Origin of the sequence: Belliella buryatensis (genome assembly GCF_900188245.1) — a bacterium.
Taxonomy (GTDB): Bacteria; Bacteroidota; Bacteroidia; order Cytophagales; family Cyclobacteriaceae; genus Belliella; species Belliella buryatensis.
Genome location: NZ_FZOK01000004.1, coordinates 164,039 through 186,836 on the forward strand (window position 1 = coordinate 164,039; position 22,798 = coordinate 186,836).

At 36.8% G+C, this 22,798-nt stretch carries 18 protein-coding genes and 1 CRISPR repeat array; of the genes, 12 read left to right on the forward strand and 6 right to left on the reverse strand.

Annotated elements, in window-relative coordinates:
• The first annotated feature begins 5 nt into the window (after nucleotides 1-5).
• The 3 genes from CHB66_RS05630 to CHB66_RS05640 are packed head-to-tail and all read left to right on the forward strand — an operon-like array spanning nucleotide 6 to nucleotide 3,396.
• Nucleotides 6-992: an aldo/keto reductase gene (locus CHB66_RS05630; protein WP_089238858.1), complete on the forward strand. Its 987-nt coding sequence runs from the start codon at nucleotides 6-8 to the stop codon at nucleotides 990-992.
• Nucleotides 993-1,010: 18 nt separating this feature from the next.
• Nucleotides 1,011-2,315: a glycosyltransferase family 4 protein gene (locus CHB66_RS05635; protein WP_089238860.1), complete on the forward strand. Its 1,305-nt coding sequence runs from the start codon at nucleotides 1,011-1,013 to the stop codon at nucleotides 2,313-2,315.
• Complete coding sequence (locus CHB66_RS05640; protein ID WP_089238862.1) at nucleotides 2,290-3,396, forward strand: DegT/DnrJ/EryC1/StrS family aminotransferase; 1,107 nt, start codon at nucleotides 2,290-2,292, stop codon at nucleotides 3,394-3,396. Before CHB66_RS05635 ends, CHB66_RS05640 begins: the two co-directional genes overlap by 26 nt.
• On the opposite strand, the gene CHB66_RS05645 is transcribed toward CHB66_RS05640, so the two are convergent.
• The 5 genes from CHB66_RS05645 to cas9 form a co-directional block, all read right to left on the reverse strand.
• A complete protein-coding gene (locus CHB66_RS05645) occupies nucleotides 3,380-4,168 on the reverse strand; it encodes a CRISPR-associated endoribonuclease Cas6 (RefSeq protein WP_089238864.1) in 789 nt (262 codons plus the stop codon). The genes CHB66_RS05640 and CHB66_RS05645 overlap by 17 nt on opposite strands.
• Before the next feature lie 918 nt (nucleotides 4,169-5,086).
• Nucleotides 5,087-6,269: a CRISPR direct-repeat array (repeat unit 46 nt; unit sequence GTTGTGAATTGCTTTCAAATTGATATCTTCCCAAGGGAATCACAGC).
• Nucleotides 6,270-6,393: 124 nt separating this feature from the next.
• The gene (gene cas2, locus CHB66_RS05650) at nucleotides 6,394-6,741 is read right to left on the reverse strand and encodes a CRISPR-associated endonuclease Cas2 (protein WP_014773650.1); all 348 of its coding nucleotides are present in this window, start codon (nucleotides 6,739-6,741) and stop codon (nucleotides 6,394-6,396) included.
• On the reverse strand, nucleotides 6,734-7,630 hold the full coding sequence (cas1, locus tag CHB66_RS05655; RefSeq protein WP_089238866.1) for a type II CRISPR-associated endonuclease Cas1: 897 nt from the start codon (nucleotides 7,628-7,630) through the stop codon (nucleotides 6,734-6,736). Before cas1 ends, cas2 begins: the two co-directional genes overlap by 8 nt.
• 60 nt (nucleotides 7,631-7,690) lie before the next feature.
• Nucleotides 7,691-8,293, reverse strand: coding sequence for a transposase (locus CHB66_RS05660; RefSeq protein ID WP_089238868.1), 603 nt, complete (start codon nucleotides 8,291-8,293; stop codon nucleotides 7,691-7,693).
• A 169-nt stretch (nucleotides 8,294-8,462) separates the two neighbouring features.
• Nucleotides 8,463-13,034 carry a type II CRISPR RNA-guided endonuclease Cas9 gene (cas9, locus tag CHB66_RS05665; RefSeq protein ID WP_089238870.1) on the reverse strand — a complete coding sequence of 1,524 codons (4,572 nt, stop codon included), beginning with the start codon at nucleotides 13,032-13,034 and terminating at the stop codon, nucleotides 8,463-8,465.
• Between the two features lie 587 nt (nucleotides 13,035-13,621).
• Between cas9 and CHB66_RS05670 the strand changes: the two genes are divergently transcribed.
• The 9 genes from CHB66_RS05670 to CHB66_RS05710 all read left to right on the forward strand — a co-directional run bounded on the left by CHB66_RS05670 (nucleotide 13,622) and on the right by CHB66_RS05710 (nucleotide 22,293).
• Entirely contained in the window at nucleotides 13,622-14,197 is a 576-nt protein-coding gene (locus CHB66_RS05670) for a peptidylprolyl isomerase (RefSeq protein WP_089238872.1), read from the forward strand.
• Nucleotides 14,198-14,225: 28 nt separating this feature from the next.
• Nucleotides 14,226-15,191 carry a vWA domain-containing protein gene (locus tag CHB66_RS05675; protein WP_089238874.1) on the forward strand — a complete coding sequence of 322 codons (966 nt, stop codon included), beginning with the start codon at nucleotides 14,226-14,228 and terminating at the stop codon, nucleotides 15,189-15,191.
• Nucleotides 15,192-15,211: 20 nt separating this feature from the next.
• Nucleotides 15,212-16,060, forward strand: coding sequence for a hypothetical protein (locus CHB66_RS05680; protein WP_089238876.1), 849 nt, complete (start codon nucleotides 15,212-15,214; stop codon nucleotides 16,058-16,060).
• Nucleotides 16,061-16,297: 237 nt separating this feature from the next.
• Nucleotides 16,298-17,476: an acetyl-CoA C-acyltransferase gene (locus CHB66_RS05685; protein ID WP_089238878.1), complete on the forward strand. Its 1,179-nt coding sequence runs from the start codon at nucleotides 16,298-16,300 to the stop codon at nucleotides 17,474-17,476.
• Nucleotides 17,477-17,568: 92 nt separating this feature from the next.
• Nucleotides 17,569-18,699, forward strand: a complete 1,131-nt coding sequence (locus CHB66_RS05690; RefSeq protein WP_089238880.1) for a toxin-antitoxin system YwqK family antitoxin — start codon at nucleotides 17,569-17,571, stop codon at nucleotides 18,697-18,699.
• A gap of 88 nt (nucleotides 18,700-18,787) precedes the next feature.
• Nucleotides 18,788-19,729: a phosphoribosylaminoimidazolesuccinocarboxamide synthase gene (locus CHB66_RS05695; protein WP_089238882.1), complete on the forward strand. Its 942-nt coding sequence runs from the start codon at nucleotides 18,788-18,790 to the stop codon at nucleotides 19,727-19,729.
• A gap of 431 nt (nucleotides 19,730-20,160) precedes the next feature.
• Nucleotides 20,161-20,541, forward strand: coding sequence for an STAS domain-containing protein (locus CHB66_RS05700; RefSeq protein WP_089238884.1), 381 nt, complete (start codon nucleotides 20,161-20,163; stop codon nucleotides 20,539-20,541).
• Between the two features lie 3 nt (nucleotides 20,542-20,544).
• Entirely contained in the window at nucleotides 20,545-21,462 is a 918-nt protein-coding gene (locus tag CHB66_RS05705) for a ribonuclease Z (RefSeq protein WP_089238886.1), read from the forward strand.
• A gap of 24 nt (nucleotides 21,463-21,486) precedes the next feature.
• A complete protein-coding gene (locus CHB66_RS05710) occupies nucleotides 21,487-22,293 on the forward strand; it encodes a queuosine precursor transporter (protein WP_089238888.1) in 807 nt (268 codons plus the stop codon).
• 51 nt (nucleotides 22,294-22,344) lie between these two features.
• Here CHB66_RS05710 and CHB66_RS05715 read toward each other — a convergent pair whose 3' ends face one another.
• Nucleotides 22,345-22,647 carry a DUF3784 domain-containing protein gene (locus CHB66_RS05715; RefSeq protein WP_089238890.1) on the reverse strand — a complete coding sequence of 101 codons (303 nt, stop codon included), beginning with the start codon at nucleotides 22,645-22,647 and terminating at the stop codon, nucleotides 22,345-22,347.
• Nucleotides 22,648-22,798: the final 151 nt, after the last annotated feature.

Consider the following 22,798-nt stretch of genomic DNA (forward strand, 5'->3'; position numbering starts at 1 on the left):
AAGAGATGAAATATAGAAAACTAGGGAAAACCAATTTTGAAGTTTCTGAAATTAGCTTAGGAACTTGGCAAGTCGGCGGTGGCTGGGGAGGTACTTTTGATCATGCTACAGCTAGTCAAATTATTCATACAGCACTAGATCAAGGCATCAACTTCATCGATACGGCAGATGTCTATGACAATGGACTCAGCGAAGCTGCTGTAGGTAAAGCCATAAAAAAAAGAAGCGAACGCATCTACGTCGCAACCAAATGCGGCAAACACATCAATCCCCATATAAATGAAAACTACCATCCCGAAGCACTAAGAAAATATGTGGAAGCTTCATTGAAAAATATGGGACTAGAGACCTTAGATTTGATTCAATTGCACTGCCCTCCTACTGAGGTTTATAGGAGAGACGAGATATTTGAATTGTTTGATCGACTCAAGGAAGAGGGGAAAATCCAAAACCTCGGTGTGAGTGTAGAGCAAATCTCGGAAGCTTTAGCAGCTATGGATTATGACAACGTCACTACTGTACAGTTGATATTTAATATGTTCAGGTTAAAGCCTTCTGAGTCGTTTTTCAAAGCAGCTGCTGAAAAGAATATTGGAATTATTGTAAGGGTCCCCCTCGCTAGTGGACTGCTAGCTGGTAAACTCACGAAAGACTCAAGCTTCGATCCAGAAGACCACAGAACTTTTAATCGGGATGGTGCGGCATTTGACAAGGGGGAAACCTTTTCAGGTGTTCCGTTTGAGTTAGGATTGGAAGCAGTGGAATTATTAAAAAAAGTATTTGACGGCTCTGAAAACCTTGCAGCTTGGGCTTTGAGATGGATATTGATGTTTCCAGAAGTTAGTACCATTATTCCAGGAGCATCAAAAGTATCACAAGTACTTGGTAATGTAAATGCTTCAAGCCTGCCAGCAATCACCCCAGAAAAAATGAATGAAGTCAAAAGGATCTATGACCAGTACATTAGACAATACGTCCATCATCAATGGTAATGGCTACCAACATACCCTATGCCTGACAATCCCCTCAAAAAAGTACTGATCATTACTTACTATTGGCCTCCGAGCGCAGGTTCTGGGGTTCAAAGATGGTTGAAATTTGCCAAATACTTACCTGAATTTGGATGGGAACCAGTGATATTCACACCTGAAAATCCAGACTTTGAATTGAAGGACGAGGGTTTGCAGAAGGAAATCAATCCTAGCCTCGAAGTCATAAAGTTTCCCATTTGGGAACCTTATGCCCTATTCAGAAAGCTCAAAAATGAGCCACTAAAGGATACTTCCAAAGTTTTGGAGAAATCAAAAAAATCACTACTTGACAAATTGGGAATTTGGATCAGAGCCAATCTGATTATTCCCGACCCAAGAGTATATTGGGTAAAACCATCTGTTGAATACCTTGAAAGTTTCCTTCATCGCAATCAGATTGATGCCATCATCACGACTGGACCACCACATAGCCTGCATTTGATTGGGAAATCCTTGAAGAAAAAAACAGGAATTGCTTGGTTTGCGGACTTCAGAGACCCTTGGTCACAATGGGAGTTTCTGGATACTTTACCTATGACTGATTTGGTCAGAAGAAGGCATCAAAGGTTAGAGAATGAGGTACTAAACGAGGCTGATGCTGTAGCGACCATCAGCCCAACTTTTCAGCAAGATTTGGAAAAGTTAGCAGGTAAACCCATTCATCTGTTGACCAATGGATTTGACCCTGATGACTTGCCTAAAGAATACAAGAATGTGGGTAGTGATCAGAATCACTTGGAAATACTCTATACAGGAGTGATCGATGCAATCAGAAACCCAATTCCTTTCTTGAGCGCATTTCAAGAAGCTTTTGAACATGATTCAAGAGAGGTGAAATTAAGATTCGTTGGAAAGGTTTCTGAAAATGTCAGATCATACCTTGGCTCCAATACTTGGCTGAAGGAACACGTCATACTAGAAGGTTACGTCAACCATTCAAAAGTATTTTCATTTTATGAAAAAGCTCATTTGCTTCTACTGATCTTGACAGATACCAAAAACGCTCAAGGTAATATACCTGGGAAGTTATTCGAGTATATGGCTACTGGAAGAAGCATCATTGCCCTTGGTGATCCTCGAGGAGATTCTGCCCAAATTATTCAAAAAGCTATGGCGGGATATGTATTCAAACATGAAGATCATAGGAGCATCACATCTTTCTTACAAAACTTTAAAGTAAGCATAGATACTGTTCAGCATCAAAATCTGAATGAATATTCTCGTAAATCACTCACTCAAAAACTCGCTCAAATCTTAGATGAAATTCAAAATCCCCTTTCTTGATTTAGCTAGATTTCCAGAAGAACTCAAAAACTCACTTCGGGAAAAATTCTCAGAAATGCTGGATAAGGGTTTGTTTTCAGGTGGGAATGAAGTATTCAAATTTGAAAATAAGCTTGCTTTATATCAAAAAACACCTTTTGCAGTTGCTTGCGCCAATGGTACTGATGCACTTGAAATTGCATTGAGAGTATTGAAAATCGGACAAGGTGATGAAGTTATTGTTCCAGCTATCAGCTGGGTCTCCACTGCTGAGGCTGTGTGCCTAGTTGGAGCCAAACCTATTTTTATTGATGTAGATCTTTCAGGACTGATGGACATCTCAAAATTAGATTTAGTCATTACTTCTCGAACAAAAGCTATTATCCCTGTTCACTTATATGGTCAAATGGTAGATATGCCAAGCATAATGCAGTTTGTCAAAAATAAACCCATCAAGGTGATTGAAGACGCTGCACAAGCTTTTGGTTCTCATCTTAAAGGAAGACCAGCCGGAACATGGGGGGATATTGGGTGCTTGAGTTTCTACCCCAGTAAAAATCTTGGTGCTTTAGGGGAAGCAGGAGCCCTAATTAGTCAAAATCCTACATTCGAAACAGAATTAAGAGCTTATATCAATCATGGGCAATTGCTTAGAGATGAGCATTTCCTAGTAGGAAAAAATGCTAGAATGGACAGTTTACAGGCAAGTTTTCTGAATGTTCTTTTCGAGTGTTTTGAGGAATGGCAACAAAATAGAAGCTATTTGGCTGAGGTTTACTGGGAAAGTTTAAAAGATATGGCATGGCTTAACTTGCCACGCAAGACTTTGAATGGAACCTATAATTTTCATCTTTTCACTATTCAAACAGCATTTAGAAATCAACTCAAAGATTTTCTTAACAATGCAGGAATTCAATCTATAATCCATTATCCCACTCCTATTCCAAAAATGAAACCTTACTTTGATAGTATAACCTATCCAAATGCAGAAAGGATATGCAATGAAATACTTTCTTTGCCACTGAATCCATGGCTTACAGAAAATGAAGTGAACTATATTTGTGAGGTCATCAAAAAATTCAACCCTAATTTAAGTTCTTAACATTCACACAACCAAATCCTAGGGAGTTTTGAGCGCCAAATCCTGCATAATAACCAAATTCCTGTAAAAGTGGAGAAGCTTTAAGTTTGAAATCATATTTGTAGCCTTTGAGGTGTACCAATTCTAACTGATACATATTGAATACAATTTCTTCTTCCTCAACCTTAGAAATGGGATGGAACTCAATCTCAGGACAAAATTTATCTAAATTTTTCAATTCCTTTAACTCAGGAATAACTTTTGAAAACCTTTTTAACAAATCGTTTTTAAACAATTCACAATACCTAGCATCAGCTGGCTCTATAAATTCCGAGCCTCCTGTGCTAAGATTATCTATCAAAAAAACAGGCGTGACAGCACTATAGGTCATCACCCCTTTGAAAACAGGAGGTGGAACCACTTCTACACCCAGGATCCTATATTCAACAGCTTCTTGAGCATATATAAAATTAATCCTTTGTCCAAGAATCAATTTCTGAAGATAATCAACGTCACTTTGGTCAACCAATATTCTCAAATCAAGCAGAGCTTCATTACCTAAATGCAAAAAAGACCCTGTCTCATCTCGAGATTCTACCAAATCAAATTGAAGTTGAGAAAAAGTAAAAGGGATATACCTAACACCAAGAGATTCATCACCTAAAAAACTATGTAAAATAGAAAAATCAGCTTGCTCAAAAATTCCTTCAATACCAGCAGATAATTCATACTGATAGTTAAGTGCAAACTGATTTGCCTTACTCACTCTTTCTAATTTTATCAAAAATTGCATAAGTTTTTCTTTAAATAATACTGCAAGTTAGGCAATTGACAAGCCTCATGAAATACCATGTTCAGGGTATTTTTGAGTAATAAACACCAATAGACAGTAGTTGTCTCAAAATATCAATTTGATGGGATTGATAGTAAAAGACCTGTCAGGTTTTGAAAACCTGACAGGTCTAATTCAAAACTGAAAATTGCTTCAGATAGATCAAAGGGAGATTTATGATCTCACTGAAAGCCATTAATAAAGAGAAGAAATAAAAATCTTTCTAAAAGTGTCAAAATAGAAGCTTTTCTAAAATAGCGGGAAGACCTACCAGGTTTTTGAAACCAAGTAGGTCTAGTTAATATATATTGTTTCAAATAATCCAAATTGAGGTTCATGAACACCATTGAAAATTAATTATCAGAGTGAATAGATTGACATCTACAAAACAGGTTCAATAGTGATTGTAGTTATCGCCAAGACCTGTCAAATTTCAAAAACCTTGATAATCTGAATAAAAGTTATGAATCACTTCAAATCTACTCATTCGAGATCTATAAACACCATTGAAAATCAAGCAATAAAGTGAATAGATTGATATCTGCAAAATAGGTTCAATAGTGATTGTAGTTATCGCCAAGACCTGTCAGGTTTCAAAAACCTGACAGGTCTCTATTCAAGCTTTGTATTGCTTCAAATCGACGATAGGGAGATTCATGAACTCCATTGAAAAAAACAAATTGTGAATAAATTGATATCTTCCCAAGGGAATCACAGCCCTATATGCTTACTCATAACAGCAATACTCGTTGTGAATTGCTTTCCAAATCGACCATAGGGAGATTCATGAACTCCATTGAAAAAAAACAAATTGTGAATAAATTGATATCTTCCCAAGGGAATCACAGCGTTATTGTTACAGATGCACATGAATTCTTAGTTGTGAATTGCTTTCAAATTGATATCTTCCCAAGGGAATCACAGCTGTCGTCCTAAAGTGAAAGTTGTGTCGTTAGTTGTGAATTGCTTTCAAATTGATATCTTCCCAAGGGAATCACAGCTTCTTCGCGATCTCTGACATCGTCCATTCTGTTGTGAATTGCTTTCAAATTGATATCTTCCCAAGGGAATCACAGCAATCTAGCTTATCAAGGTTGCATACTTTACGTTGTGAATTGCTTTCAAATTGATATCTTCCCAAGGGAATCACAGCCATTTGGTTGGGTAGAGTTTAGAGATACGGTTGTGAATTGCTTTCAAATTGATATCTTCCCAAGGGAATCACAGCTTAGATTGTAATTGTCATTGATTGCTCTTTGTTGTGAATTGCTTTCAAATTGATATCTTCCCAAGGGAATCACAGCTTGTTTTGATACCATTGAATGATCTCTCTGTTGTGAATTGCTTTCAAATTGATATCTTCCCAAGGGAATCACAGCGGTATCTCCAGCAGTCACACACAACGAGCCGTTGTGAATTGCTTTCAAATTGATATCTTCCCAAGGGAATCACAGCCTTTTTTTAGTACATCGACAATAGCAGCCTGTTGTGAATTGCTTTCAAATTGATATCTTCCCAAGGGAATCACAGCCAAAATGAAATGATTATTTCCCAAGCTAGGTTGTGAATTGCTTTCAAATTGATATCTTCCCAAGGGAATCACAGCTATGATAATTTAATAAATAAAGCTCTTACTGTTGTGAATTGCTTTCAAATTGATATCTTCCCAAGGGAATCACAGCGAATATCAAACTACTCGCCTTTATTGGGAGGTTGTGAATTGCTTTCAAATTGATATCTTCCCAAGGGAATCACAGCTTTCTACCTGATAATGGATATATATTATCTGTTGTGAATTGCTTTCAAATTGATATCTTCCCAAGGGAATCACAGCACAGATATTGAAGGCTATTACCTATAACTCGTTGTGAATTGCTTTCAAATTGATATCTTCCCAAGGGAATCACAGCATCACAATTAGAAGCAACAAGAAATAATGCGTTGTGAATTGCTTTCAAATTGATATCTTCCCAAGGGAATCACAGCCTTGGGGGGCGTGGCCGAGTCGGGGCATGTGTTGTGAATTGCTTTCAAATTGATATCTTCCCAAGGGAATCACAGCATACCCCACGTTAAGTGGCTGGTATGCTGTTTTTTATGATTTAAATTAGAAAATAAAAATATTGCTCTTTAAAAGCTCGTGTAGGTTAGACCTGCCAGGTTTTAAAAACCTGGCAGGTCTTCTATCAAAACAACTCCAACTGCTGGGAAGGTGGCTCAGTCTCTTGCTTACTGGTTCCAAAAAACACCTCCATCATCCCAAACTGCTTATCTGTTATCGACATGATTCCAACTTTCCCCTTAGGAGGAAGGTTCTTTTTGGTACGCTTAATATGAACATCTGCGTTTTCCCTGCTAGCACAAAAACGCATATAGATGGAAAACTGAAACATGGCAAAACCATCATCCAGCAGCTTTTTACGGAAAGAAGTGGCTACTTTTCTATCCTTGCGGGTTTCCGTGGGCAGGTCAAAAAAGACTAGCACCCACAAACTCCTATATTGATTAAGTCTTGAAAAATATTTTTCATCCATATTCAGGGTAAATGATTTTTCGACTGATTCCGGCAAAACACTCAAACAAGGAGGAAGTCGTCCGGGAAGCTGCTACCATCAGCGGACTTTTTTGACCATCTATCTTAACATCCAAAGCAGGGATACTTAACAATTCCTTCTTCAATTCAGTAGTCAACTCTGAATAATCATCCTGGGTCTCTACGATATGGGATACCACCAAATCCACATAAGGCCTATATGGCTCCATGATGTCATCTGCCAAGCAGTAAGCATTGTATTTGTTTCGGTGCCAAATCCCCACTCCAGGAAGCATCCCGGAAGAAACCAAGGCCCTTGCAATCACCGCCCTTAAGATGGCATAGCCATAATTCAATAAATTATTGGGGGGAATACCCAGCTGTCCCCTATTAAAATCAGGAATTTCAAACAATTTCTGCCAATAAATTGCCGCCGCCTGAGCTTCATGATTGGCAGTATCTCCAGAACTTACATTTTTGTACAGGTATTCCATTCTTTTGGACTCCTTCCCTTTTTCCTGTAAAAGCGCATATTGGTTTTTGATTTTTGCGGATACGGTCTGTTGCCAAAGGTTCTTTTTCAAAGGTTGAGAAGCCTCTAATTGATAACGAACCCGCTCCGTTTGTTCTGAATGCCCCTGCATTGGTAGCAATAGTCCTTCAGGCAGGTGTTGGGCATTGCAAGAGACAACTGCTACTTTTCTATCGGTCAGTTTGGCCAATAAGCCATTCGTGATTGTAATTTGTTGATTTTCCAAGACGACCATTCCCAAGTCTTCAATAGGAACTGTCCTATCCGCCTTATCCGCTTCAGGAAAACTGATATGCAACTGCTCGTTTTTGGTACTGAGGTAGGCAGGGTTGCCGAAAAAGAGGGTTCTTTTGATCATATTGTCTTTAGTTTAAAGACCTGGCAGGTTTTTGAAACCTGCCAGGTCTTAAGCTTGGTTTTATTCCAATTTTTTATTCATCAACCATTCTTTTTTCACTTCCATCATATTTCTCACATGCTCCCAACCGTCAAAGAAATTGGTAAAATAGTCTCTGTTTAAATCTGAAGGCTTGTTGAGATTTTGATATGCATACCAACTTGACCACTTCCAGACTTGATGATCATTGACAAAGCCATGCTTCACGGGGTTGAGGTGGATATATAGGAAAGTTTCTTGCCATTGGCGTTCGTCTAGGATAGGGGTTCTTTTGAAATGTTCAACAAAGAGGCTTCCTCTTCTTTCAAACCTCTTATTAAAGGACTTAGAATATGAATTAAAGAAATTACTGAAGGCTTTTGTCACCGGATTTTTGGAGGCGTGGCCTAGCTGAGTAGAAGAAAGACCTGTCAGGTTTTGAAAACCTGACAGGTCTGAAGTCTGCTTCACCCCCACCAATAAATGGAAATGATTCGGCATCAGGCAATAGGCATAAGTATCTACCATGCCAGCCAAATACTTCGCATACTGTTGCAAAAAGAACCTATAATTCTCTTCTTCACGAAAGATATTCTCCATTCCGTTGGCGTGGTTGTAGATATGGTAGGATTGGCCTGGTTCCATAAGTTTAATTTTAGAACGACTAGCTAATAGGTTAACTCTTCCAAAGTTTCAGAACTTTGGAAGAGTTGAATAAAGAATCTATAAATCTCCTCTTCCTGAAAACCATTCTCCGTACCAATAGCGTCATTATAGTTGTCTCAGTATTGGGTTGGTTCCATTTATGTTTTTCCTATTTACTTATCTTTCCTAATCTATTTACTTTAATTTTTATGCAGGTATCTTTTATCATTGTTCCATCAATAGCTCTCTCTGACTTATTTAAAGTGGAGAACTCAGCTTTATTTACAATACTAGAGGAAACATCTTGTCGAATAAAAAAACACTGAGTTCCTGATGAACTCACCATTTTATAAATTTTTTCAACCTGATTTTTAGTAAGATTATTAATATCTACGTTATCTATACTTTCTTCAAAATCAGGAACATATACCAATTCATTTGGTGACAAATAAAACAGAAGTCTATCTTCTTTTTGATTCACTGGAGGAACTGGTTCCTCTCCCTGCTTAAGCCTTTCCATTACAATATTGAAAGGAATTGTTTCATAACTTCTTTTCCCTTCATCATTCACATAAATCCCAAAGAAAAGGTTGGTGCCTTTAGCAGCTTCTACAAATTTTGACTTTTTGTTGCCCTTATACCCTACTGGAAATTTATTCCCTTTTGGTTCATAAGTCCGTACTTTATAAATTGGTTTGTGGAATTTTCCACTATTAAGGCTTATTATATTTTTATTCATTTCCTCAATTCCTTCGGGAGTAAATGCCAATGTTTCGGGATCTATTGCCTGTCCTTTATCATTCTTAATCCCTTTATAATTCTCTAAATGATTAAGTAGAATTTTCTGAATCCCTGTATCGGTAACTGAATGAATCTTTTTCTCTGAGAATGAAGTATCTATGCTAACTCTAGATGCCGCTAAATCTTTTTCGAAATAATAAACATTCACCTTTGAAATATCTCTTTCTTCAAACTTAAACCCTCTGTCTTTAAAGTACTTTAAAAGCAATTTATTATCATAGTTTAGATTTTTTAGCTCTACGATTTTCTTCTTGAGCTTTTTGTCTAATAAATCCGAATGAAGATCTAAAGCTAACCTCAATGGGACTGTTTTCACCTTTCTTAATTCTACCAGACCCGAAACAGTATCCTTATGTATTGCCTTTCTAATAGCCCATGCATCACCTTTTATCTGGGCGTTTAGTCCTTTTATCGGATTTCCACTTTTATCTTTTCTAATATTCCCTACCTCGTCATAATAGCTCTGATATTTATTTGTAGCCCTGTTGATAACTCTTAAATTTTGTTTGAAGCTCACAATAATTTTTTCCAAATTTTCTTTTGCTTCGAGCGTAAATGATTCCCAAGGTTTATGAAAAACCCAATCAAAATCCTTGGCATTGTTGGAATTAGTCTTTTTGTAGCAAAGCTTGTGTTTTAGGTCAAATCTTCTTTGTTGTTTTTCCTCCTTCCCTTTATACTTCTTACCTAAAGCATGTTCATTGTTTAAATAATTCACGTGATCTCTAGTAGCACAGGCAATGACTAAAGCATCCAAGGCATGATGCCTGTGGTCTATTCTCTTCTTTTGAAAACCTTTAGAATACTCTATTGGAACAGTAGGTAAAAATTTCTGATGATTCTTATTCCATGATGTAAAACTATTACTCGCTGTGATCTGATTCATTCTTTCAAATCTTGGAAGTATTAATTCGTTCCATATATCATTAAGTCCCCAATCATTTTTTAATTCGTTAGTAATTTTTCCATTACCAGGAATTACATTTTTTGAATTGAATCCAGAATCATCTTGATTTGACCTCACAATATTTGACAAAATGGAGATAACATACTTGCTTATATACTTAGTATCATTCATTTGTCTTTCTACCATTTTCTCTGGTAATTCATCCATCAATAGCTTTCGTTTTTTAGCTGGATTTTTTGAATAATTGTCTTGAACAAATGACTTAAAAGCACTTTCTGAAAAAATCTCAACTACTTCACCCATTCCCAAAGAAACCCGTTGTCCATGAAAATTTTTAATGAATTCTAAACCCATCATTTTGTCTTTCAATTTGTTCACAGCGGCTTCGCAAATTACTTTATTGCTTAGGCTGTCATCAAAAAACCGTGATTGTGGAATCACATGCTCAATTTCATAAGCTGAGGTAAAAAGTTTATTTAAAGGGATTACTTTACCTGTGTAAGGTGACATGTATTTTTGTTCCAGCCATAATTTATATCTCTGCAAATCCGATCTTGATGGTTGGGCAGTTTTACTGATTTTCAAAATTTCATCTGGAACATCAATACTTGATTTTAAAACCCCTTCCTCGTAGATTTTAAGAATTTCCTGCTGCATGGGTGAAAAAGGCCTAACATTGTCAACATCAGGATCTTCTAAAAGCTCAACTAACAATGCTTTTATTCTAAGGTTTGTGCTTTCATTTTCTGAAATGACTTTTGAAAGTCTCTCCCTTTCAGCAGCTGGGTTTTTCATATCCCTACCTAATTCTACATGGATTTCATCAAAAAAGTCTTTATTTCCATTCCCATACTGAACCCATATATCTTTTACCACTCTTAGGGTTTCAACAATTACTTGCTCTACTATAGGATTTCTTAATGAATGTTGTTTGAATTCATTGATAAAAAACTCCATATCCTTACTTGAATTCCATTTGGTGATTTCCGAAGCCTCAGAATGTCTACCATAAACTAAATAATTTACAAGCCAGACAGGTAATCCCTGAAAATCTTCAACAGAAGTGAATTCTTTTGAAAGCTCTCTGACTTTGTCTTTGATTTCTGGATCATACTCTCCACTGAGTATTTTATCAATTCTTTCTAATGTAGATAGCTCAATTTTATCTGCGCTCCAATTAGAACCAAACCTCATCAATGGAATCAACCTTTTAATTGCTTTGAGAGAGTAGGCACCATAATCACTCTTGTAAGGGGGGATTTTTTTAAACGAATCAAGAAAAGATTGAACATCAAGATCCTTCTTTCTGGCAAATGATTTTAATGCTTTCTCAAATTCAACTTTATCAGTTACAGAATAAATTATATGCCATAAAGCTTCTTCAAATTCGTTTGTAAAGTTCTTGAAATCAAAACCTTCAACTTTCTCAAGCCTCTTCAAAATCTCGTACCTTGTCGGGTTACAAGGGTATACTTTTGACTCGCCTTTCTCTACATCATAAACATAGTTCCATTTGTAATTTTGGATTTCTGAATTTAGCTCTTTTCCTTTCAGCCCTTCCTTAGAAAGAAAGAACTTCATTAAATTTTTGCAATCAATTTCTTTCTGATTCATTAAAAAATCAAAGAGTTCCTGAGACTGGTCTATATTTCCAAGAAATTTTTCGGTCACATATTTTTCATCTTTAATTCTAATAATCCTAAGATTATTAACCCATTGTAACAACCTAAACTCTTGGTATAATGGATGGGACTTCGAAACAACTTTTATTGGTGAAACATTTTCTATTCCATCCTCTTTAAAAATTCTTTTCTCCAATGGACAGTTAGAAATCGTAGATTTTTGGCTTCTTAAGGGTCTTTGGTAAAATATAATATCCTCAACTAAGAGATGAATCAAATCCTGGTTTTGAAGAAGGCTTTGATGGGAATAATTGTTTTTATACAATTCCCTGATACAATCTGACAAAATCCCCTCATCATTCAGATCAGAATGAAATCGTTTCTGAGAAATTAATATCGACTTTAATTCTTCTTTGTAAAACTTCCTTTCAATTGTCCTGATTAAGTATCCTTTAATTTTCTGTGAGGGATTTGAAAGAAGGTTATCATAGATAAACTCTCCAACCGTCATGTTTGAGTCTTTTATTTCCCTTTCGGTTTTTTTCTTTCTTAGCCCCCAGTCATCTTCGCTAGGAGCTCTAAAACTCCTTTTTTCATTTCCTTCTTTATCAAGTTTGATGTTTCCTTCTTCATCAATATCCGTAGTTACAATGAAATCTTTTGTTTTACCAAGCCAATCATCCATTGGGACTTTGCTTGACCTTCGATAAACCCATCCATTTTCTAATTTCAAAGAATACCAAGTTTCTCCTTTTTTATTAGGATTTTCGTCTGCTGTAATTTCAATTACTTTCAAAGAATAAAATTCTTCGAGTTTATTTGCCTTCTCATCATCTTCCTCACCTCTCAATTGATAATATCCTCTCTTTTGATTAAAGTTCAGAATTAACCAAGCCAATTCATCTTTTTCAATTTTTTCTGTAAGAGCCTTTTTCCTTAAAAAATATATCGTCCAATCATAAGGAATTTTTCTTCCACCCTCAACTAACTCTGGATGACTTGACTTAAATTCATTAAGCATTTCTTCGAAGGAATTCTTAAAAATAAATCCTTCATTATTATAGGCAATTTTGGGTTCTGCGTCTTCAATAAATTTCCCCAAATTCTTCTCGAAATCAATTTGATCTGAAAAATGTTTAGGCAGAAAGTTTAAAACATTTAAAACCCTTAACAACCTTTCCCTTCTAAGCAAATGTCTTTCTCTTAGCCTTCTGACTCCTCTTAACCGTGTCCTTTCAGCAGTTTGTGAAATAGAATTTCCTTTTTCAAATTCACCTAAAATATCTTGGCTCATCGGGATAATTCTAGATCCCATCCCCAGAATTCTACCTTTCTTTTCTTCAAAACCTTGTTCTACCAAAGCCCAACCTATTGAGTTAGTCCCCAAATCCAATCCCAAAATCTTTTTCATATTTTTATAAAAGTTTAAAGTTTAAAATCTATATTAGCATTATCAATTTGAAGCAATTCACAATAAGGATTATTCCGTTGTGAAAACATTTAAGTAGGGCCCCGATAGATTTGATCTTTCGGGGTCGTCTTTTTTATTGTCGGTTCAAAATACCAATATTCTTTAGGTAATAAAACCCAATCTTAAAAATTTAGATGATTTGACACCACTTGTCTCATTTAATTTTCAAAAAGTTATTTTTCGCCTATTCTCTGACTCTAGGCAGAAATTACAATACGTTTATTATGATTATCCGCAATGACACCAGTAATTCAATAAAACGAAAGAATCAAGCGGATAATCGTCGACTGATGACGGTCGACCGTCGACAACAGCTGAGTTTTAGGTATGAGTCTAATAAAATATGGTTACTGGTGTGAAAGCGGATATACATAACGTTTATTTATCCTAATCACTGATTTTCAATATAAATTTTATTTCTAATGAATATCTACTAGTAACTAGTACCAATGAATATCTGACAGAAAATAGAGATTACTTCAATTAATAATTCTCATAAAGTTCCTTCTTTTACTATATTTATCGCCATGAAATTCAAACTAGCAATCACCCTGGCCTGTTGGATAATTTCGTTTTCTCTTTTGGCTCAGAAAAAAGAACCTATTGGTCTGATCAAAACTTCGGAGGGAGAAATCTATATCCAACTTTTCGAAGAAACTCCCAATTACCGTAAAAGCTTTATTCAGTTGGCAGAAGCTAATTATTGGGATGCTTTCACTTTCAATCGAGTCATTCCTAACTTTGTCGCTCAAGCAGGCTGTCCTGATACAGCTGAAGGCTTCAATGACCCTGAATACCTGCTTGATCCAGAGTTTGTCAAGGGCATCACACATGTATATGGAGCAGTGGGTGCTGGTAGAGATGATAACCCTGAGAAGCGCTCAGCTACATGTCAGTTTTATATTGTTCATAATCAGTCAGGATTGCATAGACTGGACAACAACTACACAGTTTTTGGACAAGTGATCAAGGGTATGGACGTAGTAGATCGTATCGTATTCAAAAAACGAGACGAAAAAGACGAACCACTACAACCTGTCACCATGGATGTAAGTATTGTTTATTTGACTAATTCTGAAATCAAAAAATTAATCGGAGGGTAAATTCGTTTATATTTTATAATTTCATGGCATGATTTGGGCATATCCTGACGGAAAATTAATCTTTTGGCTAGCAATCATTTTTGCATTGCTCTATGCCGTATACTTATACCGATTTTATCTGATCAACAAGAGACTGAAAGTCAAGAAGACACGACTTTTCCTCAAGATGACACTTAGAATCAGCTACTTTATTTTATTTCTGATTGCACTTTCAGGGCCATCTGTGGGTACTTCCTTGAAAGAAGTTAAGGAGGAAGGAAAGGACATTTTTTTTGTAGTAGACCTCAGTCAATCCATGAATGCAACAGACATCGGTCCTACTAGGTTACAGAGGGTTAAGTTTGAATTGAAAAACATGGCCAAGCAATTCGCTGGAGATCGATTAGGCTTGATTATTTTCAGTTCTGAAGCCTTTATTCAATGTCCTTTGACTTTTGACCAAAATGTCATCAACCTGCATATAGACGGCCTCAATACAAGTTTGGTCCCAAATCAAGGAACTGATTTGCTGGCACCATTACAACTCGCTAAAGACAAATTTACTTCAGACGAAAGGCCTGAGATAAATAGTAAATCCATTATTTTGATTTCGGATGGAGAAGATTTCGGGGAAAATTTCAGAAGCATCATAGGAGAACTCAATGACAAAGGGATCAAAATTTTCAGTTTAGGAATCGGCACTACACAGGGCAGTACCATTCCAAGAGGAAACAGTCTGATTATAGACCCTAAAACCAACCAGCCTGCGATTACTAGACTAGAGGCTTCAAATCTCAAATACTTAGCAGCACAGACAGAAGGAGGGTATTTTGAACTCAGTGATGAAAATCAAGAAATCCCAGACTTGATTGCTGCGATCGAAAGACAAGAAGGAGCTGTCACGGGCAGCAGGATGGTAGAAGCTTCAGCCAACAAGTATTTCTACTTCTTACTAGTCGCTCTAGGACTGGCCATGATTGATATGATTTTACCATTGCGAACTATTAATTTGTAAGCTGACGTTAAGATAACAATATGCTCACATCCATCAGAACCATATTTCTTATACTGCTTTTCATTCCAAGCTCTTGGTTGCTTATTTCTAAAAAGAACAAAGCGATCAAAGAAGCAGCAGAAAGTTACGCTACTGCTAACTATGAAAAATCAGTGGCAGACCATTTACTCCTTACATCTGATTTCGATATCAATGACCCGGGTTTAACCTATAATTTGGGGTTGAGCTATCAATACAATGATCAAAAAGAAGAGGCACAGAGAGCTTTTATGTCTTTGATCACCTCAGAGAATAAACAATTGGTCTCTTTTGCCTATAATCATAATGGAATCCTGCTCGCTCAAGATCAGGATTATGAAGAAGCATTGAATGCATTCAAATATGCCTTAATCAATGACTCAAAAAACGAAGCTGCTAGATACAATTATGAACTTTTAGCCCGATGGATGGAAGAAAATCCTGACCAACAGGATCAAAACCAAGAAGGAGAAGATGATGAAAACAAGGATGATCAAGAAGATCAAGACCAAGAGCAGCAAGAACAAGATAAAAAAGACGAAAATAAAAAAGATGGCGAGGGTGACGAGCAGACAGATGACGATGAAGCTTCCAAATCTGAGCAAAAAGAAGACAAGGATGGGCAGAAATCTCAAGAAGAGTCTGAAAACAAAGAAAGTGAACTAGAAAGTGACCTCAGTGATCGGGAAAAGGCAATGGAGCAACTCAAAGAAAGGCTCAAAGAAATGAACTTGACACCTGAACAAGCAGCTCAAATACTAGAGGCCATGAATGCTGCAGAACTCCGCTATATTCAACAAAATCGCAAAAAACCAACCAAAAGACCGGAAAGAGGTTTGCCAGATTGGTAGGCTATTGAGTATTGAGATTGGAGATGTAAGATTTGAGACTTGAGATTTAAGACAAAAGATTTATTAGCATTATTCTATCTTCTGAAACTTCTTAAATACCTCAAAAACAACAAGTATTCACTTGATTTGATAAATCAAAAAATACAATCAACACTCCAACCTTACAAAGTTCAAACCTTCAAACCTTAATTTTATAATTTGGAATCTTCTAATTTTAATACATAAAATATAAACCCAATGAAAGAAGTATTTATCATAGCAGCAGTGAGAACACCGCTGGGGAGTTTTGGAGGTAAGTTATCAGGACTGTCAGCGACGGAATTAGGTAGCATCGCCATCAAAGGCGCTTTAAATAAAGCTGGAGTAGATCCAAAAGAAGTAGAAGAAGTAATGATGGGTAATGTCCTATCAGCAAATCTAGGTCAAGCACCAGCTAGACAGGCAGCTATCGGAGCAGGGATAGGCTACAATGTGCCATGTACTACTATTAACAAAGTTTGTTCATCGGGTATGAAAGCAGTTATGTTTGCAGCCCAATCTATCATGACTGGTCAAAATGATGTAGTCGTAGCAGGAGGAATGGAAAGCATGTCAAATGTACCATATTATGTCCCTAAAGCTAGATTTGGATACAAATATGGGAATGCAGAGTTTGTAGATGGACTTGCTAAAGACGGCCTTTTTGAGGTCTATTACAAGTTCCCGATGGGTAATTGCGCGGATAATACTGCAAAGGAAATGAACATCACCAGAGAAGATCAGGATAATTATGCTATTCAATCTTACACCAGATCAGCAGAAGCATGGAAAAGTGGCGCTTTCAAAGACGAGGTAATCCCTGTGGAATTAACAGGTAGAAAAGGAGAGAAAATCATCATCGACGAGGATGAAGAATTCAAAAACGTCATGTTTGACAAAATCCCTTCTTTGAGACCTGTTTTTGATAAAGAAGGAACAGTCACAGCAGCCAATGCTTCTACCATGAATGATGGCGCATCTGCCTTAATCTTGATGTCTAAGGAAAAAGTACAAGAACTTGGTGTAACTCCAATTGCCAAAATCCGTGGATTCGCTGATGCAGCCCAAGATCCAATTTGGTTTACTACAGCTCCTGCCCTAGCAATTCCTAAAGCCATAAAAAATGCTGGATTAACAGAAAATGATGTGGATTTTTATGAAATCAATGAGGCTTTCTCAGCAGTAGCAATCGCTAACCAAAAGCAACTCAACTTGGATGTTGATAAGCTCAATGTATTCGGTGGAGCGGTATCACTTGGTCACCCGCTTGGTGCATCAGGAGCAAGAATCATCGCTACTTTAAATTCTGTTTTAGGACAGAAAAAAGGCAAAATCGGAGTGGCAGGAATCTGTAATGGTGGCGGTGGAGCTTCTGCCATTGTCATTGAAAAACTCTGATCTGAAAATTTAATTCTATAAAAATGTAAAAAGACAAAGAGCCATAATTTTAAACTCTTTGTCTTTTTTTTTATTATTACAGTCTATTGACAATGAACAAGATGATACGCCTGAATCTATTGATATTAACTCTAATTTTCACCTTAGGTAAAACCCATTTAATAGCTCAAAATCAGGAGATTAAAACTTTTTATGACGATCAAAAATCAAAAGTCAAAGAAGTCTTTCAACAAGCAAATGGAGTTAAAAATGGGGTATATACCTTATATTACGAAAGCGGAAGTTTGGCGGCACTTGGGCAATATATTAACGGAAAACGAGAAGGTGTATTTGTAGATTATTACCCAGAAACAGGTGATACCTTAAGAGTAAGCACTTTCAGGAATGGTAAAAAGGAAGGACCTTCAGTTTCCTATTTTGAAAATGGAAATATTTCGCAAAAGGTCTCTTATGTGGAAAACCAAATTCAAGGTGAATTAATCAGTTTTTTTGAATCGGGTGAAGTCAGGCAGAGAGCTTCATTCAATGCAGACAGACCTAATGGTACTACGTTGATTTATAGGGAATCAGGACAAGTACTGGAAGAAAAAAACTATAGCAATGGAGTATTAGAAGGAGAGCAATTATCTTTTTATGATGATGGAACTGTAAGTGCTAAATCAAATTTTAAGAAAGGACAAATCCACGGAGAACAAATTAGCTTTCATGAAGATGGAAGTATCCGTTCAAAGGCGAATTTCAAAAAAGGTTATCAGCATGGAGAATTTTTACAATTTCACTCTGATGGTAGCTTATCAAAGAAAGGAAAATATAAAAACGGAGATCCTGATGGAGAGTTTAAAAGCTATCATCCAAATGGTCAATTAGATGAAGTGTCAAAGTATAAAAAAGGTTTTCCAGTAGGAACATTCACTTCTTATTATGAAAACGGAGCCAATAGGGAAAAAACCTACCACGACCGATACAACCAGCTATCACAAATCATCAGTTATTATGAAACTGGTCAGGTGATGAAAGTAGTTAATTTTGAAGGAGGAAGACAGCATGGTATGACCATAGTCTATCATGAAAACGGGAATGTACGAGAAGAACTCCCCTATCGAAGAGGAAAAATCCATGGTATTCAAAAAATATATACAGAATCAGGCGAATTGGTAGCAGAACGGTTTTTTGAAGAAGGAAAGTTGACTCGCCAAACAGATCTGCGCAAAAAGGAGCAATAGAGAAATTGACCTAATAACTTGTAATTAATTCTAAAAAACAAGTTTCAATCCGAATAGCTTTTTCTATTTTTGTTCAAAGATTTTCAAGATGACAGGTGCTATAAAAGAAACCCATTTTCAATTCCCAGGACAAGTCGGCTTTTATAAAGGAAAAGTAAGAGACGTCTACATGTTTGACAAAAAAATCGCTGTAGTAGCCACCGATAGGATCTCTGCTTTTGATGTAGTGCTTCCCAAGCCAATTCCTTTCAAAGGGCAAGTTTTAAATCAAATCGCAGCAAAATTTCTTCACGCTACTTCGGACATAGTTCCTAATTGGGTTTCTTCCAATCCCGATCCAAATGTCACAATCGGGAAGAAATGTGACCCCTTCAAAGTGGAAATGGTCATCAGGGGCTATCTGGCAGGCCATGCAGCAAGAGAATATGCCGCTGGAAAAAGGATCATCTGTGGGGTTCCACTTCCAGATGGATTGAAAGAAAATGATAAATTACCAAAACCCATCATTACCCCTACGACCAAAGCAGATGAAGGACATGACGAAGATATTTCAAGGGAAGATATTCTAAGAAAAGGCATCGTTGCAGAGGAAGATTATTTGGTTTTAGAAAAATACACGCACGCACTCTTTGAAAGGGGTTCACAAATGGCTGCTGCAAAGGGCCTTATTCTAGTAGATACCAAGTATGAATTTGGGAAATATGAGGGAGAAATCTATTTGATAGACGAAATCCATACACCGGATTCTTCTAGGTACTTCTATGCAGAAGGATACGAGGCCAATCAAAAAGCAGGATTGCCACAGAAACAACTTTCAAAGGAATTTGTAAGACAATGGTTAATCAGTCATGGTTTCCAAGGAAAAACAGGACAAGAAATTCCAGATATGCCTTTTTCGTTTGTAGAAGAGATTTCGGATAGGTATATTGAACTTTATGAAAAAATCACCGGCGAAAAATTCATCAAAGCAAATACCCAAAACCTAGAACAAAGAATCGAAGAGGCTGTTTTAAAAGAATTAAAGAGATAGAGGGAAAGGATGAAGAAGGAAAAAGGGGAAAGGTCAAAGGGAAAAGGAGGCTCGCTTAGGGCAGCAGAGCTGCAAAGGCCGCTAGGAGAAAGTATGAAGGGGGAATTAGGTAGGAGGAGAAAAGGGAAAGGTCAAAGGAAAAAAGAATAAGGAGCGTTTGATCATAAATTAATAGTCCCAAAAGGGTTAATCCTCAAATAGCCCAGCATAAAATGCGGAGGTTATTGAATAAACAGAAATTTCCATATAACTCCGTAGGAGTTAAATTTATACACTTAACAAGTCAAAACTCCTTCTCATCAACAAGTAATGAAGATAAAAAGTAGCCAAATTTCTTATGACTGATAACCAATAACCAATCCCTGATAACTAACCTCAATCTTTCAATTTCCCAATAACGGATAACCAGTAACTAATATTAAAATAGAAATATGAAATACTCAGTAGATAAAAAAGAACAATACGTGGTTTTTACACCACAAGAGGAAAAATTAGATTCTGCACTTTCTCCAAAATTAAAATCAGAGCTTTTGACTGTTCATGCGGAAGGTTATCATAACCTGATCCTAGACATGAGTCATGTAAAATATGCTGATTCCAGTGGATTGAGTGCCCTTTTAGTAGGGAATAGAGAATTCAATAGAGAAGGTGGGATATTTGTTATATCTGGTCTTCAAGAGCATGTGATGAAATTGATCAAAATATCCATGTTAGACAAAGTCTTCAATATCGTAGAAAATTTGGAAGAAGCTGCTGAGGCAGTTTTCATGCATACCATCAAAACAGGAGATACAGAAGAGGAAGAAGGTTAAATTTTGGAATTCAGCGTCACCATCTTAGGTTCCAACTCTGCGATTCCTGCACATGGCAGAAATCAAACTGCGCAGCTGGTCAATATTGGTCTTTCTTCCATCCTATTGGATTGTGGGGAAGGTACACAGATTCAGCTGCGCAAATTCAAACTCAAATACGGAAGAATCGACTATATTTTTATTTCTCACCTTCACGGAGATCATTACTTTGGATTGATGGGAATGATCGCCACTTTTCATCTTCAAAAAAGAATAAAGGTGCTTACCATCTTTGGACCAAATGGTCTTGATGAAATCATCACAACTCAACTCAAGTACTCCAATACTAGATTAAACTTTCCCATCAGGTTTATTAAAACTAATCCAGATGAAAAAGAATTGATCCTAGAAGAAAAAAAATATAAGGTTTATAGCTTTCCTTTGAAACATAGATTGCCTTGCACTGGTTTTCTGATTCAAGAAAAACAGGGGCTACTCAATATGAATAAAGCCAGGCTTTTGGAAAATAAAATCAGTGTAGAAGCAATCAATGTGCTACGATCAGGCAAAGACTTTCTAGATGAAACAGGCAACTTACTAAAAGTTGAAGATTTCACCTTAGCTCCAAAGCCATTGAGATCCTACGCTTTCTGCTCAGATACGATCTACGATCCTATCGATTTAGTCCCAAATATTCAAGGCACTACCACGATCTATCACGAATCAACATTTGGAGATGACGAAGAAAATAGAGCGACTGAAACTTTCCACAGTACTGCCCGACAAGCGGGAGATATTGCCTCCAAGATTGGAGCAAAAAAATTAATCATCGGGCATTATTCCACAAGATATCTGGATACAACACCACTTTTGGAACAAGCTAAAATTACCTTTGAAAACAGTTATGCCAGCGAAGAAGGCGTCAATTACCTTATAGAATAGCTCTCTTTCCCAAGCGATTATTATATGGAAATCTCCACCAAGGACAAGGCTTTTCAGTCAAAGAAGACCAATTTGTTTATCATCCTCTCTGGAATATTTTTGACCAATGCTATCTTAGCTGAAATCATCGGGGTAAAAATCTTTTCTGGAGAATTGACCTTGGGTTTTGAACCAGTAGGATGGACATTCTTTGGAGATTACGTATTGGATTTCAATTTGACGGCTGGGGCTGTGATCTGGCCCATTGTCTTCATCACTACTGATATTATCAATGAATATTACGGCAAAAAAGGTGTTCGTAAAATCAGCTTCATCACCGCTTTTTTCATTGCCTACATTTTCATCATCATATCTATAGTAACCCAACTGGAACCTGCACCTTTTTGGCTAGATGTAAATACCCCAGACCCAGATGGTAATTCCTTTAATATCCATTATGCTTTCAATACAATATTTAGGCAAGGTCTAGGAATTATCATTGGATCATTGGTGGCTTTTTTATTAGGCCAGTTGATAGATGTATTTGTTTTTCAGAAGCTACGGGCCATCACAGGAGCCAAAATGATCTGGCTTCGGGCCACAGGATCCACTTTGGTTTCTCAGTTTATCGATTCGTTCGTTGTGCTAGGTATTGCCTTCTACATTTTTGGCAATTGGAGTTGGGAACAAGTGGTATCTGTGGGAATCATTAATTATATATACAAATTTTCCGTAGCGATTCTTTTGACACCCCTACTCTATCTGGGACATCATTTGATTGATAATTACCTAGGCAAAGAAGTGGCAGAAAGGATGACAGAGGAAGCTATGGAAGATACTTCCTTTTTGTGATGCAAAACCTATAAATACAAACCTGATGAATCATGTTTGAGTAATTAATGCTTAATCTTTATGAATTAGCCTATTGCCGAGAATTATAATCAGCACTGCTCCAAACATCGTAACCAATAGACCAACCCCTTGCCCCAAATTAGGCATATCAAGCAAGACTCCTGCAAGATGTCCTAATATGGTCAATACACCCATCAAAATAAACATCCAGCTAATATAAACGGGCGCACCATTTTTAACAGCCTTTTCCTTTTCACGCTGAGACAAACTACCGTAGCCCGCTAGCAAATTCGGGAATTTCCTTACCAATGCACCGAGGCCAAGAAATAATAAAGCGATATAAACTCCTTCCATATTTTAATCCTGATCTATAATTTCTTCGTGATCCACATGTTTCTTGATGTATTCAGTTGGACTCATGTTAAACTAAAAATATACAGAAAGTTACCAAAAGACAATAAAAGAAGCCGATCAATTTTTACAATCCTTCGGTTGGTTGTCATAG

Excerpts from the sequence above, each read along its gene's own strand:
- CHB66_RS05630 (WP_089238858.1), top strand. The coding sequence starts at position 6 with ATGAAATATAGAAAACTAGGGAAAACCAATTTTGAAGTTTCTGAAATT.
- CHB66_RS05635 (WP_089238860.1), top strand. The coding sequence starts at position 1,011 with ATGCCTGACAATCCCCTCAAAAAAGTACTGATCATTACTTACTATTGG.
- CHB66_RS05640 (WP_089238862.1), top strand. The coding sequence starts at position 2,290 with ATGAAATTCAAAATCCCCTTTCTTGATTTAGCTAGATTTCCAGAAGAA.
- CHB66_RS05645 (WP_089238864.1), bottom strand. The coding sequence starts at position 4,168 with ATGCAATTTTTGATAAAATTAGAAAGAGTGAGTAAGGCAAATCAGTTT.
- cas2 (WP_014773650.1), bottom strand. The coding sequence starts at position 6,741 with ATGGATGAAAAATATTTTTCAAGACTTAATCAATATAGGAGTTTGTGG.
- cas1 (WP_089238866.1), bottom strand. The coding sequence starts at position 7,630 with ATGATCAAAAGAACCCTCTTTTTCGGCAACCCTGCCTACCTCAGTACC.
- CHB66_RS05660 (WP_089238868.1), bottom strand. The coding sequence starts at position 8,293 with ATGGAACCAGGCCAATCCTACCATATCTACAACCACGCCAACGGAATG.
- cas9 (WP_089238870.1), bottom strand. The coding sequence starts at position 13,034 with ATGAAAAAGATTTTGGGATTGGATTTGGGGACTAACTCAATAGGTTGG.
- CHB66_RS05670 (WP_089238872.1), top strand. The coding sequence starts at position 13,622 with ATGAAATTCAAACTAGCAATCACCCTGGCCTGTTGGATAATTTCGTTT.
- CHB66_RS05675 (WP_089238874.1), top strand. The coding sequence starts at position 14,226 with ATGATTTGGGCATATCCTGACGGAAAATTAATCTTTTGGCTAGCAATC.
- CHB66_RS05680 (WP_089238876.1), top strand. The coding sequence starts at position 15,212 with ATGCTCACATCCATCAGAACCATATTTCTTATACTGCTTTTCATTCCA.
- CHB66_RS05685 (WP_089238878.1), top strand. The coding sequence starts at position 16,298 with ATGAAAGAAGTATTTATCATAGCAGCAGTGAGAACACCGCTGGGGAGT.
- CHB66_RS05690 (WP_089238880.1), top strand. The coding sequence starts at position 17,569 with ATGAACAAGATGATACGCCTGAATCTATTGATATTAACTCTAATTTTC.
- CHB66_RS05695 (WP_089238882.1), top strand. The coding sequence starts at position 18,788 with ATGACAGGTGCTATAAAAGAAACCCATTTTCAATTCCCAGGACAAGTC.
- CHB66_RS05700 (WP_089238884.1), top strand. The coding sequence starts at position 20,161 with ATGAAATACTCAGTAGATAAAAAAGAACAATACGTGGTTTTTACACCA.
- CHB66_RS05710 (WP_089238888.1), top strand. The coding sequence starts at position 21,487 with ATGGAAATCTCCACCAAGGACAAGGCTTTTCAGTCAAAGAAGACCAAT.
- CHB66_RS05715 (WP_089238890.1), bottom strand. The coding sequence starts at position 22,647 with ATGGAAGGAGTTTATATCGCTTTATTATTTCTTGGCCTCGGTGCATTG.